This is a genomic window from Pseudarthrobacter sp., from assembly GCF_036675385.1.
Classification (GTDB): domain Bacteria; phylum Actinomycetota; class Actinomycetes; order Actinomycetales; family Micrococcaceae; genus Arthrobacter.
This window is the reverse complement of sequence record NZ_JAKFFD010000002.1, coordinates 1-12,523: the sequence shown is the minus strand read 5'-3', so window position 1 is coordinate 12,523 and position 12,523 is coordinate 1. Positions and strand designations below refer to the sequence as shown.

The following is a 12,523-nucleotide window of genomic DNA, read 5'->3' as shown; positions in this document are numbered from 1 at the left end:
AGGGCCGCCCGGATCAGGCTCGTCTTGTCGTCGTAGTAGTAATTCACCAGGCCCAGTGCGACGCCGGCTTCGCGAGCCACGGCGCGCATGCTCACGCCTGAAATACCGTGCCGGGACAGCAATTCCAGTGCCGCTTCGAGAATGCGGGACTGCCTGTCGATCTGTTCGCCGGAGTTCACGGTATTTGTCCCCATCTGGCCAGACTATTGCCAAACCCGCCGTGAGTGCACTTTCCGGAACAGGCGGACGACATCGTCAACCACCTCGTCCCGGAACTCCAGGAACGCGGCATCTGCTAAGGGACCGGCGCCGCCATAAAAACGTCCACAGCGTCCTCCGATTCCACCTCAAAGCCGTGGCGCTCATACAGCCGCCGGGCGGCACTTCCCTGGAGGACGTTCAGGCGGAAGGGCCGGTGGTCCTGGGACGCGTCCATGGCCTGCCGGAGCACGGCGCCGCCGAGGCCCTTTCCCTGATGCTCCGGGGCCAGGTAAAAGTGTTCGATCCACTGCGTGTCGGGCTCCGGGCGGACAGCGATCACGCCCGCATTCTGCCCAGCCACCTCGACGACGAAGGTGTGCTCCGGCTGGAACCCGTTGAGGAAGCGCTCGCGGACGCGGACCGGGTCAAAGCGGCCCAGCCGCTCAAGGTCCGGACGCATCACGACGGCGCGGAGCTCGGCGATCCACGGGCCGTCGGTGTCCAGGCTGGGGCGGAGGGAGAAGTCGGCAGTCACCGGACCATTAACCCACAGGCGGGCCTACTTCTTGGGCAGGCCGGGCGGGTTCAGTTCGGAGGTCTTGATGGCCTCCGAGGACAGGCCCCACCGGTCCAGGATCTGAGCGTAGCTGCCATTCCCGATCAGCTGGTTGAGGGCAGCCTGGGCAGCAACGGCCAGGCCATTGCCCTTCTGTGTGGTGAAGGCGATTTCGGCGGTCAGCGGCCAGCCGCCGTTGAGCGTGCCCACTTCCTTGGTCTTGCCGTCCTTCGCGGCCTTGTACGCAGCCCCGGCGTTCGGGCCGAACGTCAGGTCCGCACGGCCGGACTGGAGTGCCAGCGTGGAGGCGGAGTCGTCGTCGTAATACTGGAACTCAACCGGCGCCAGGCCCTTGGCCTTGTTCTCGTCGTCCCAGCGCACCAGGATCGCTTCCTGGTTGGTGCCCGAGCCCACGATGATGCGCTTGCCGGCAACGTCCTTGGCTGCCTTGATTTCGCCGATGGTGGAATCGGTCTTGGCGTAGAAGCCCAGGAGGTCGTTGCGGTAGCTGGCGAAGTCGAACTTTTCCTTGCGCGCCTCGGTGACGGTGACGTTGGAGAGCACGGCCTCGTACTTGCCGGACTCAACGCCCAGCGGCCAGTCGGCCCAGGCCACGGGCAGCACCTCGACGGTCAGCCCCAGTGTCTCGCCCACCGCATAAGCGATGTCCACTTCGCTGCCGATGAGCGTTTTGTTGTCGGTGGCGAACAGGCTCAGCGGGGCCGTGCCGCCGGTGGTGACCACGGTCAGTTTGCCGTCCGCCTTGATGGCCTCCGGGACCAGCGCGGCGGCTTTCGCATCCACGGCCACCTTGACGCGGTTCTGCTCCGGGGCCAGGTTGAACGTCTTGCCTGCCGCGCTCGCCGTAGAGCCCGACGACGGTGCTGTCGCCGCCGTCGCGCCCGGGTCCGAGCAGGCGGCCAGCGCCAGCAGCGTGACTGCTGCGAGTGCTGCACCGGCAGCCTGCCTTGTCTTGATTTTCGCCATGATTTCCCCTTGCAAGTTGCTGAATTTCGGAACGGAACGGTGTTCTTGGCAGCAACTATCCGGGACCGCTGGTGCGGGATCAAAGGCTGCCGAAACGGTGCGATACCGGGAGTAACGTGCAGTTCACCGGGCGACCGCGGCGGTCACATTTGGGGGCCTCCGGGGTACTCGGCATGTGCTTCCGCGGCTCCGCCCGGTGAAACCAAGTAGGGCTCCGGAAGCGGTTGAGAAAACGAGTACTCGCGCGGGAAAGACAGGTGCCCGCTACGCGTGTGCACGGTCGGTGCTCAACTTACGGTGAGACTAGGTTGCGGTCGGAACCGGCCGCCCACAAGGTCTGATCAGGAGTCATCATGTCGGCTGCCCCCTCAAAGTCTGTCTTCGCCCGGCGCCTTGCCGCTGCAGTTGTCCTGCCGGGTCTGCTGACCAGCACGCTTGTTTTTGTTATGCCGGCGGCCGCGGGTTCGGAGTCCGTCGCCGGTATCTGCAACGGCGTGGTGAACCAGCTGGCGCACCGGGGAACGGTCCAGGAGAACCTCCTCAGGGCCGCGGCCCGGAAGAACGCTGAGGTGATCGCTGGACTGCAGGCGGAGCGCGCCGGACTTGAAACGACGAAGAGCAGCTTGACGGCACAGCTCGCCACCGCAGCAACGGACCTTGCTGCCCTCGAAGCGGAGGAACTGCGCTTGGACCAAGCTGTCACCGACACAGATTCCCGGATCGCTGTCCTTAGGGGCGAACAGGATGCCACCCAGCTCTCCATTATTGACACTCAGCAGGAACTTGAAAGGCTCCTGCAGGCGGCGGCCAGCCTCGAAAGGGAAATATCGCCGTTGCAGGACGAAATCGAGCAGGCGCAGGAAGCCGCAACACTGCTCAGGGGAGAGGCGTCGGCTGTCGAAGCGCTGATAGCTGAACAGAACAGGCAGATTGGGGTTGCCCAGGGGGAGCTGGTGACGCTCGAGGCCCAAGCAGCTGCGGCTGCTAAAGCGCTCGCCGACAAAGAAGCCCAGATTCAGTTCGCAGAGGGCGAACTTGTCACGCTCACCGGAGCAGCCCGGGAAGCAGCGGCCGCTGTGGACATTGCAACCCGTGAAGTAGGCGATGCCGAGGCGGAGCTGGATTCCCTCGTTCAGTCAGGTACGGCTGCAGAAGGTGACCTTCAGGCCGGGCAGGCAAAGCTGGATGATGCCAAGACGGTGCTCGCGGACTTGGAGCTGGCGGCTGGAGTGGCCGCTGCAGATGTGTACGCCAAGACGGTGGAGATCGGCACAGCGCAGGGCCAGCTCTTGGCTTTGCAGACGTTGGCGACCGCGGCAGCTGACACACTTTCCGCCAAGAACGCCCAGATCAGCGCCGCCGAGAGTGATCTGGCCATTAAGCAGGCCAGCGCTGCTGCAGCGGCGTCCGCGCTCGCCGCAAACACCAGTGCCATAACGGCGGCTGCCGCCGAGATCGCCACGCTTCAGGGGCAGATCGCCACGCTGAATACGACAATCACGTCCAAGCAAGGCGCGTTGACGACGGCACAGGGCGGACTCGCCGCACTCCAAAGCCAGGGGGCGTTGTTGGAGGCTGAGATAGCCGATCTAACCGACAAGATTAACAGGGCCCAAGGCAACGCGACCGGGTTGCGGAACCAGCGGGATGCCAAGGCGGCGGAGCTCGCAGCGGTGACGAACCAGATCACTGACAAGAACACGCTGATCTCCGGCCTGCAGGGTGATCTCACTGGCCTCAATTCGCAGGTGACCGCTTTGAGCTCGGAGCTGTTGCTCAAGCAGCAGCAGAGCAGCGCCCTTCAGCAGCAGGCGGCGCCGCTGCAGGCAGTCGTGAGCGCAGCCAATCTCGCCGTTGCCACAAAGGAAAGCGAGATCACAGCCCTGAAAGCCGAGGTGCCGACGCTTCAAGGCGCTGTAACGCAGGCCAACGGCGACGTTGCGGCAAAGGAAGGGGAACTCGCCGTCCTTCAGGGTCAGCTCACCGGACTGCAGGGCACAGCAGCCGCCGCAGAAAGTGGTGTTACGGCGCAGGAAAAAATCGTGGCTGATCTCGAAACGGCAGTGCAGGGACTGACCGAGGGACTGGACGCTGCAAATGCGGCCATCGATGCTCAGCGGATTGACTTGGCGGACCGGAAGACTGCACTGGAAGAGGCAGAAGCTGCCCACGTTGCAGTCGCCGCCGCCGTGGAGGACAAACAGGCCGAGCTTTCTGCGCTCAACGACCAACTGCCTGGCCTCCAGGCCGCAGTGGAGGAGGCGGATAAAGCGGTGGCCGGCAAGACAGCCGAGATCAGCGCACTGAACACAATCCTGGACAAGCTGGCGGCTGACCTGACTGGCTTTAACAGCCAGATCACTGCGAAGGAGGCCGATATTCTCGTTTTGCAGACACGGGTTGCTCCCTTGGTTGCGCAGCTCAACAAGCTCAATGGTGATATCAGCGCCGCGGAGGCGGCGCTGGCAGCCCTGCAGGTGCAGTCGACCACGCTTGATCAGCGGATCACCGCAGCCCAGGAAGTGCTGCGGAACCTGCAGTCGCAAAAGGGGGCAAAAAAGGCTGCCGTCGACGCGCAGCGAACGGTCGTCTCTGATCTGCAAAAGGCCCTGGGCAGCGTACAGAACCAGATCAATGCAATTGACAGTCAGATCGCGCTTGGCGGGTGCGTCGCCTGATCCGTGATCCAGGCCTGAGACGCAGTCTCCCGCGGATGCTGTGGGCCACCCCACCGCCTGCCGCAGAAATAACCCGGACGCCGCCGTCGTTGTCCACAGTGTGCCCGCCGCGACCCGGCCGGCCACCCTACGCAACGCATTGAAAGGCCGGCACCGACGTGACGCTTCCCCTCTCCATCCTTGATCTGGCAACCATTGGCAAAGGCCAGACGGCGGCGGAGAGTCTCGCCGGCAGCGTGGCCACGGCACAGCGGGCGGAGGAGCTGGGGTACCGGCGGATCTGGTACGCCGAGCACCACAACATGTCCGCCATCGCGTCGTCGGCCACCAGCGTGCTGATCGCCCACGTGGCCGCCCACACCAAGACCATCAGGCTCGGCGCCGGCGGCGTTATGCTGCCCAACCACTCGCCGCTGACCATCGCCGAGCAGTTCGGCACCCTGGAAACGCTGCACCCGGGCCGGATCGACCTTGGCCTGGGCCGCGCCCCCGGCAGCGACCAGAACACCATGCGCGCGCTGCGCCGCGACCCCATGTCCGCGGACACTTTCCCCCAAGACGTCCTGGAGCTGCAGGGCTACCTCACCGGTCCCACGCGAATCCAGGGCGTGGAGGCCACCCCCGGCAAGGGCACCAACGTCCCGCTGTACATCCTCGGATCGTCGCTGTTCGGCGCCCGCCTCGCCGCCCAGCTGGGCCTGCCGTACGCCTTCGCCTCGCACTTCGCCCCCAACGCCCTGCAGGATGCCGTGGCGCTCTACCGCAGCGAATTCAAGCCGTCGGCGCAGCTCGATGCCCCGCACGTGATCGCCGGCGTCAACGTGATCGCAGCCGATTCCGCAGCCGAAGCCCAGACGGCTTTCCGGGCCACGCTGCGCGCCCGCGTCGGTCTGTTCTTTGGCGGCGGGCGCGAGTTCACCGACGACGAAGCGGACATGATCCTGGACTCCCCGCAGGGCCAGCACGTCTCGCAGATGATGACGTACTCGGCCATCGGCACCCCGGACGTTGTGAACGACTACCTCGAGGAGTTCGCCAGGCACTCCGACGCCGACGAACTCATCGTGGCGCACCAGAACACCGGCACCGAGGCCAGGATCCGCTCCGTTGAGCTGCTGGCGGAGGTTGCCGGGCTGGCCCGGGTCTAGGTCCGGTGCCGCCAGCAAGCGGTGACGCGCCCACCAATGCGGCGGCGGGCCCTTGACATCCCTCAACTGAACCGGTTAAGTAGAGTCTACTGAACCGGTTCAGTGGCGTGAGTCACGGGACCCAAAACCTGAAGGGTCCCACATCATGGCAGTAACCATCAGCGACGTCGCCCATGCGGCCGGCGTCAGCAAGGGTGCTGTCTCGTATGCGCTGAACAACCAGCCCGGCGTTAGCGACGCCACCCGGGGCCGGATCCTCCAGGTCGCCAAAGAGCTTGGCTGGAAGCCGAGCCTCCGAGCCAAGGGCCTGTCCTCCGCGAAGGCCTACGCGCTGGGCCTTGTGGTGGCCCGCGACCCCAAGCTCCTTGGCACGGACCCGTTCTTCCCGGCGTTCATTGCGGGCATCGAGACCACCCTCGCCGAGCACGATTACACGCTGGTCCTGAGCGTTGCCACCGCCCCCGGCGCCGAAGAGCGGGCCTACCGCAAACTGGCCGACGGCGGCCGCGTGGACGGCGTGATCCTGACCGATGTGCGTCACAATGATTCCCGGATCGGCCTGCTGCGCGAGCTCAAGCTGCCGGCCGTAACGCTCAACAGGCCGGATTCGGACTCCCCCTTCCCCGCGGTGTCCATGGATGACACGGACGGCATAACGGCCGCCGTCGAACATCTTCTGGCCCTGGGGCACGTCAGGATCGGCCACGTGGGCGGCGCCCAGGAATACATCCACGGCCGCAGCCGCCGCCGGGCCTGGGAAGCGGCCATGGCCGCTGCCGGCCTCGCAGCGGATCTGTTCGCGGAGGCTGATTTCACGGCGGCCGGGGGAGTGGCCGCCACCGCGGAACTGCTCCGCCGGCCGGACCGCCCCACCGCGATTGTCTATGCGAACGACCTCATGGCGACGTCCGGCCAGTCCTTCGCCCAGTCCCAGGGCCTGAACGTCCCGGGTGACCTGTCAGTCACCGGCTACGACAACGCAGAGTTCACCCAATACCTCAACCCGCCGCTCACCACCATCTCCACTGACCCCATGCGCTGGGGCAGAGTTGCCGCGCAGGCCCTCCTGGACCAGCTCAACGGCACCCACTCCGGTGAGGATACGGACCTGCAGGCACCTTCCCTGCTGGTCCGCGCCTCCACCGGCCCCGCCCCATCCACAACCACCAAGCCAGTCCCGCAGCAATCCCCAGAGCAAGCAAAAAAGCACACCAACCCGTAGCAGGTCCCCACCGGGACCAGTATCAAGGAGTCGCAATGAAGCGCTTTACCAAAGCCACGCGAATATTGTCAGTGGCCGCCCTGACCGTCATGGGGGCTGGCCTGGCTGCCTGCGGCGGCAGCGGAGGGGGCGGCGATGGCGGTTCCGCCACGTCCGCCAAGGGCCCCATCAAGATCTGGTACTCCAACAACGAGTTCGAGGTGAAGTGGGGCAAGGCGATGGTGGAATCCTGGAACTCCGCCCACCCGGACGAGAAGATCGATGCGCAGGAGATCCCTGCCGGCAAGAGCTCCGAGGAAGTCATCGGCGCAGCCATCACGGCCGGCAACGCTCCCTGCCTGGTCTTCAACACCGCGCCTGTCGCCGTTCCCCAGTTCCAGAAGCAGGGTGGTTTGGTGGCCCTGGATGAGTTCCCGGACGGGCTCCAGTACATCAAGGACCGCACCGGTGACCTGGCGGACCAGTACAAGTCCGCGGACGGCAAGATGTACCAGCTGCCGTGGAAGTCCAATCCCGTTGTCCTCTTCTACAACAAGGACATGTTTGCCAAGGCCGGGCTGGATCCGGAGAACCCGAAACTGGGGACGCACCAGGAACTGCTGGACACCGCCCGGACCCTGGTGTCCTCCGGTGCTGCCACCAACGCCATGTGGCCATCACCGGCCAGTGACTTCTTCCAGGCCTGGTTCGACTTCTACTCCTTCTATGCAGCCAACTCCGACGGCACCCCGCTGGTGAAGGACGGCAAGGCCACGTTCGACAGCGAGGAGGGCAAGCAGGTCGCCACGATGTTCGAGACGCTCTACAAGGAGAACCTGGCCTCCAAGGAGGTCTACCAGGGCGATTCATTCGCCGAGGGCAAGGCGGCCATGTCCATGGCCGGTCCGTGGGCCATCGCCGCCTACAAGGACAAGGTGAACTGGGGCGCAGTCCCGGTCCCCGCTGCCGCGGCTAAGGCTGATGCCTCAACCTTCTCCGACGCCAAGAACGTGGCCATGTACTCGGCCTGCGAGAACCAGGGCACCGCCTGGGAGGTCATGAAGTTCGCCACCAGCGAGGAGCAGGACGGCAAGCTGCTGACCGACACCGGCCAGATGCCCATGCGCAAGGACCTTCCCACGGTCTACGCGGACTACTTCGCCAAGAACCCGGCCTACACGCAGTTTGCCGATCAGGCTGCGCGGACCGTGGAGGTCCCCAACGTCTCCAACTCGGTTGAAGTGTGGCAGACCTTCCGCACCGCCTACGCCAAGGCCGTGATCTTCGGCAATGAAAGCATCGACACCTCGTTCAAGGGCGCGGCGGACAAGATCAACCAACTGGTAGCCCAGAAGTAGCGGTGACCCCCAATGTCACTCCGCTCTTCTAGTGGGAACCCCGTCACGGGGAAACCGGCTGGTGGAACGGCGGACCGGCGGCTGGTGCCCAGGAAGCGTAAGAACTTCCTGGGCCCCCAGCCGCTGGGCCTGCTGTTCAGCGCCCCCTACGTCATCTACGTGCTGGCCGTCCTGGCGTTCCCCCTCGGCTACGCCGTCTACATTTCCTTCCACGATTTCTTCTTCACAGCACCGCGGGTCAAGGTGGACCGGCCGTTTGTAGGGTTCGAAAACTACATCACCGTCCTGTCAGACCCCGCCGTCCAGCGCTCCTTCCTGAACATCGGCGTCTTCCTCATCATCAACGTCCCGCTCACGGTGGGCCTGTCCCTGCTGCTGGCAAACGCCCTGAACCGCGTGACCCGGCTCAAGACCTTCTTCCGCCTCAGCTACTACGTCCCATACGTGACGGCGAGCGTCGCCGTCGTGGGTGTCTGGCTTTTCCTGTTCCAGGGAAACGGGCTGATCAACACACTGCTGGGGCCCCTGGCCCCAGCCCCTTCCTGGCTGGTGAATTCGTGGCTGGCCATGCCCACCGTGGCCCTGTACGTGACGTGGAAACAGCTGGGATTCTTCATCCTGCTCTACCTCGCGGCGCTGCAGAACATACCCGATGAGCTCTATGAATCAGCGTCCGTGGACGGCGGCAACAAGTGGGTCCAGTTCTGGAACATCACCGTTCCCGGCGTCCGGCCCGCCAGCGTCCTGGTCACGCTGCTGGCCACCATCACCGGCGCGAACCTCTTCACCGAGCCGTACCTGCTGACCGGCGGCGGCGGGCCGGACGGGGCCTCGGCCTCCCCGGTGTTCATCATGTACCAGCGGGGACTCCTGCAGGGCAACCCCGACGTCGCGGCCGCGCTGGGCGTGGTGCTGGTGATCGGCGTCCTGCTGATCGCCCTGATCCAGAAACGCCTCGTGGGCGGGAAGGAGGACTGACATGTCCGTCACCAACGCACAAAACGCCAAGAACGACGACGACGCGAGCCGGCTCCCCGAGCAAGCGGAACCCGTCCTGCGTCCCGACTCGGGCGTCGAAAAACGCCGCAACCTGGGCGTGGGCAGCTTCATCCTGCTGGGCGTGGGCGCCTTCGTGTTCCTCTTCCCGTTCTACTACATGCTCATCGGTTCGCTGCAGACCGCCCCGGACACCTCGATTTTCGGCGCGTTCCCCAATCCGGCCAACATCACCGGGGCCAACTATGTGCAGATCAACGAGTCCATCAACCTGTTCCGCGGCCTGCTCAACTCCGGCATCTTCACCGGCGGTGTCATCCTCTTCACGGTGATTTTCGGGCTGCTGGTGGGCTACGCCCTGGCGCAGATGAAGTTCCGTGGCCGCGGCGTGGTGTTCGGCATGATGCTGCTGGTGCAGATGATCCCGTTCCAGCTGCTGCTCATCCCGCTCTACGTCATGATCGTGCGCGACTACGGCCTGGCGGACAGCTACCTGGGGATGATCCTGCCGTTCGCCATCAACTCCACGGCGGTGTTTGTGTTCCGCCAGTACTTCCTCCAGCTGCCCTCAACCCTGTTTGAGGCCGCCCGGATCGACGGCGCCTCGGAGCTTCGGATCCTGTGGCAGATCGCCATCCCGCTGGTCCGTCCTGCCATCGTCACTGCCGTGCTGCTGACCTTCATCGGCCCGTGGAACGAGTTCCTGTGGCCGTTCCTGGTCACCAAGGAGCAGTCCCTGCAGCCACTGGCCGTGTCACTGGCCAACTTCATCTCCAACATCGCCGGCCAGGCCGGCAACCCGTTCGGTGCCATCCTTGCCGGTGCCTGCGTCCTGGCGGCGCCCGCCGTCGCGCTGTTCATCTTCTTCCAGCGCCAGTTCATTTCCACCAATATCGGTTCCAGCGTAAAGGGCTAATCAATGACTTCCCCCCACACTTCTGCACTCCCCACTGTCCCGTTCACCCTCACCCGCGCCGGCGTCATCATGACCCCCGAACCCGGCAACGACTTCGAGGCCGAGGGCGTCCTCAACCCCGCCAGCGGCCGCGGCCCGGACGGCGAGCTGTACCTGCTGCCGCGGCTTGTGGCCACTGGCAACGTGTCCCGCGTGGGCCTCGCCAAAGTGGTCATCAACGACGACGGCGTGCCCACCGGCGTGGAACGCGAGGGCGTGGTCCTGGCCCCGGACGAGGGCTGGGAACGCGGCATGAACAACGCCGGCACCGAGGATCCGCGCACCACCTGGGTGCCCGCCCTTGGCAAGCACCTCATGACCTACGTGGCCTACGGCCCGCTGGGTCCCCGCCTCGCCTTCGCCCACTCCGAGGACCTCCGGAACTGGGACCGCCTTGGCCCGTGTTTCTTCGAGTACCAGGCCGATCTCTCCATGGACCTGAACCTGTTTCCCAACAAGGATGCGGTGTTCTTCCCGGAGCCGGTGAACGACCCCGACGGCGTGCCCTCTTACGCCATGCTGCACCGCCCCATGTGGGACCTGGGCTGGATCCGTCCCGGCGAAGGCGAGCACCTGCCCGCCGGCGTCACGGACAACCGCCCCGGCATCTGGATCTCCTACGTGGCCGTGGCCGACGTCGAACGCGACCTGCGCAACCTGGTGCACATGGGCAAGCACCGGCTGGTGGCCCTCAGCGAGTTCCCCTTTGAGGAACTGAAGATCGGCGGCGGCCCGCCCCCCATCCGCGTGCACGAAGGCTGGCTCCTGATCCACCACGGCGTGGCCGGAAAGATGGCCGCCTCCGCCTTCGAACAGCAGCAGAACGTCAACTACACCGCCGCGGCCATGATCCTGTCCGCGGACGATCCCTCCACGGTGATCGCCCGCAGCGACAAGCCGCTGTTGGCGCCGGAAACCGAGGACGAGATCTCCGGGATCGTGCCGAACGTGGTGTTCCCCACCGCGATCGAAAAAATCGGCGACCAGCTGTTTGTGTTCTACGGGATGGCCGACTCCAAAATCGGCGTGGCCAAACTGGACCGGATCTGAGGGTGCTGCCTTCACCGAAGGCCACACGGCCGGTGGTGACGGCGGTGGCCGTTTCCCTGCTGGCTGTTTCGCTGCAGGCAGGCGCCGTCACGGCGGCCCCTGCCGCGCCGCCGTCGGCCGCCACTGCGCACACTGCACCGGCGGCACCCGTCCTGGAACCCGCATTGGCCGCCGGCGGGAGTCTGACCAACCTGGACCACCTGGACTTCCTGCTGGACACGGTGCCGCTGGCTCCGGTGCCCGGGCACACCACCTACCAGCTGGAGCAGGACCCCGAGGCCGAAGCGCCGTGGACCTACGCCGACAAGAACGACGACGGCAGCTACGACCGCGTGGGCGGCGGCGACCTGGACCCGGCCACGGGTGACTGGACCCAGGGTGCCTACAACGCGGACGATATTGCCCGCACCGCCGTGGTGTACCTGCGGCACTGGAAGCAGACCGGGGACCTGGCGAGCAAGGAGCACGCCTTCCAGAACCTCCGTACGCTTACGTACCTGCAGACGGTGGACGGCCCGAACACCGGCAACGTCATCCTCTGGCAGCAGGCGGACGGCAGCCTGAACCCCAGCGCCATTCCCGTGGAACTGCCGGATCCGTCCGACTCCGCGGAGTCCTACTGGCTGGCCCGCACGGTGTGGGCCCTGGGCGAAGGTTTCGCAGGGTTTGGGGAGTCCGATCCGGAGTTCGCCGCCTTCCTGCAGGACCGGCTGCACCTGTCCCTGGGTGCCCTGAACCGCCAGTCCCTCGCCAAGTACGGAACGTTCGACACCGCCGACGGCGTCCAGGTCCCGGCCTGGCTCATCGCCGGCGGCGCGGATGCCTCCGCGGAGGCCGTGCTGGGCCTGGCCGCCTATGTGGAGACCGTTCCATCCGATGCCGTGGCCACCATGGCGCTGTCCCGGCTGAGCGAGGGCGTGGCCGCGATGTCTTCCGGCTCGGCCACGCAATGGCCGTTCGGCGCGATCATGCCGTGGAACAAGTCGCAGAGCCTCTGGCATGCGTGGGGCGGCATGGCTCCGGCCGCTGTTGCCACCGCTTCCACTGTCCTGAACCGGCCCGACCTGCTGACGGCAGCCGTGAAGGACGCCGCGCAGTTCACGCCGCAACTGCTCGCAGCCGGCGGTCCGAACAACGCCTGGAGCCCCGCTCCCGGCGAGGCCCAGATCGCCTACGGCGTGGACTCCCGCGTCCAAAGCCTGGTGGCGACGGCGGAAGCCGCCGACGCCCCGGGCCTCCTGGACGTGGCCGCCATCGCCGCGGGCTGGTTCTTCGGCGCCAACCCCAACGGCGCCCCCGCCTACAACCCGGCCACCGGCACGGCCATCGACGGGATCGAAACGGACGGCCGGATCAACCCCAACTCCGGCGCCGAATCCACCATCCACGCCCT

10 protein-coding genes and 1 pseudogene are annotated in these 12,523 nt (G+C 65.8%); 8 read left to right on the top strand and 3 right to left on the bottom strand.

What is annotated here, in order from left to right; genetic code table 11:
• The 3 genes from V6M49_RS00110 to V6M49_RS00100 form a co-directional block, all read right to left on the bottom strand.
• Positions 1 to 194, bottom strand: a 194-nt coding sequence (locus V6M49_RS00110; protein ID WP_332759338.1) for a TetR/AcrR family transcriptional regulator, incomplete at its 3' end; no start/stop codon positions are given.
• A 101-nt stretch (positions 195 to 295) separates the two neighbouring features.
• Complete coding sequence (locus V6M49_RS00105; protein WP_332759337.1) at positions 296 to 736, bottom strand: GNAT family N-acetyltransferase; 441 nt, start codon at positions 734 to 736, stop codon at positions 296 to 298.
• 24 nt (positions 737 to 760) lie between these two features.
• Positions 761 to 1,744: an ABC transporter substrate-binding protein gene (locus V6M49_RS00100; protein ID WP_332759335.1), complete on the bottom strand. Its 984-nt coding sequence runs from the start codon at positions 1,742 to 1,744 to the stop codon at positions 761 to 763.
• A gap of 569 nt (positions 1,745 to 2,313) precedes the next feature.
• Between V6M49_RS00100 and V6M49_RS00095 the strand changes: the two genes are divergently transcribed.
• The 8 genes and pseudogenes from V6M49_RS00095 to V6M49_RS00060 all read left to right on the top strand — a co-directional run.
• The gene (locus V6M49_RS00095) at positions 2,314 to 4,422 is read left to right on the top strand and encodes a chromosome segregation ATPase (protein ID WP_332759333.1); all 2,109 of its coding nucleotides are present in this window, start codon (positions 2,314 to 2,316) and stop codon (positions 4,420 to 4,422) included.
• A gap of 158 nt (positions 4,423 to 4,580) precedes the next feature.
• Positions 4,581 to 5,570: an LLM class flavin-dependent oxidoreductase gene (locus V6M49_RS00090; protein WP_332759331.1), complete on the top strand. Its 990-nt coding sequence runs from the start codon at positions 4,581 to 4,583 to the stop codon at positions 5,568 to 5,570.
• A gap of 145 nt (positions 5,571 to 5,715) precedes the next feature.
• Positions 5,716 to 6,792: a LacI family DNA-binding transcriptional regulator gene (locus V6M49_RS00085; RefSeq protein ID WP_332759330.1), complete on the top strand. Its 1,077-nt coding sequence runs from the start codon at positions 5,716 to 5,718 to the stop codon at positions 6,790 to 6,792.
• Between the two features lie 35 nt (positions 6,793 to 6,827).
• Positions 6,828 to 8,129: an extracellular solute-binding protein gene (locus V6M49_RS00080; RefSeq protein WP_141138710.1), complete on the top strand. Its 1,302-nt coding sequence runs from the start codon at positions 6,828 to 6,830 to the stop codon at positions 8,127 to 8,129.
• A gap of 12 nt (positions 8,130 to 8,141) precedes the next feature.
• Positions 8,142 to 9,107 (top strand): carbohydrate ABC transporter permease, encoded by a 966-nt coding sequence (locus V6M49_RS00075; RefSeq protein WP_104063771.1) that lies wholly within the window; start codon positions 8,142 to 8,144, stop codon positions 9,105 to 9,107.
• Between the two features lies 1 nt (position 9,108).
• Positions 9,109 to 10,041 carry a carbohydrate ABC transporter permease gene (locus tag V6M49_RS00070; protein WP_442959673.1) on the top strand — a complete coding sequence of 311 codons (933 nt, stop codon included), beginning with the start codon at positions 9,109 to 9,111 and terminating at the stop codon, positions 10,039 to 10,041.
• Positions 10,042 to 10,044: 3 nt separating this feature from the next.
• Positions 10,045 to 11,130 carry a glycoside hydrolase family 130 protein gene (locus V6M49_RS00065; protein WP_332759328.1) on the top strand — a complete coding sequence of 362 codons (1,086 nt, stop codon included), beginning with the start codon at positions 10,045 to 10,047 and terminating at the stop codon, positions 11,128 to 11,130.
• A 2-nt stretch (positions 11,131 to 11,132) separates the two neighbouring features.
• Positions 11,133 to 12,523, top strand: a pseudogene (locus tag V6M49_RS00060) (hypothetical protein); the annotation flags it as partial.

Excerpts from the sequence above, each read along its gene's own strand:
- V6M49_RS00100 (WP_332759335.1), bottom strand. The coding sequence starts at position 1,744 with ATGGCGAAAATCAAGACAAGGCAGGCTGCCGGTGCAGCACTCGCAGCA.
- V6M49_RS00085 (WP_332759330.1), top strand. The coding sequence starts at position 5,716 with ATGGCAGTAACCATCAGCGACGTCGCCCATGCGGCCGGCGTCAGCAAG.
- V6M49_RS00080 (WP_141138710.1), top strand. The coding sequence starts at position 6,828 with ATGAAGCGCTTTACCAAAGCCACGCGAATATTGTCAGTGGCCGCCCTG.
- V6M49_RS00075 (WP_104063771.1), top strand. The coding sequence starts at position 8,142 with ATGTCACTCCGCTCTTCTAGTGGGAACCCCGTCACGGGGAAACCGGCT.
- V6M49_RS00070 (WP_442959673.1), top strand. The coding sequence starts at position 9,109 with ATGTCCGTCACCAACGCACAAAACGCCAAGAACGACGACGACGCGAGC.
- V6M49_RS00065 (WP_332759328.1), top strand. The coding sequence starts at position 10,045 with ATGACTTCCCCCCACACTTCTGCACTCCCCACTGTCCCGTTCACCCTC.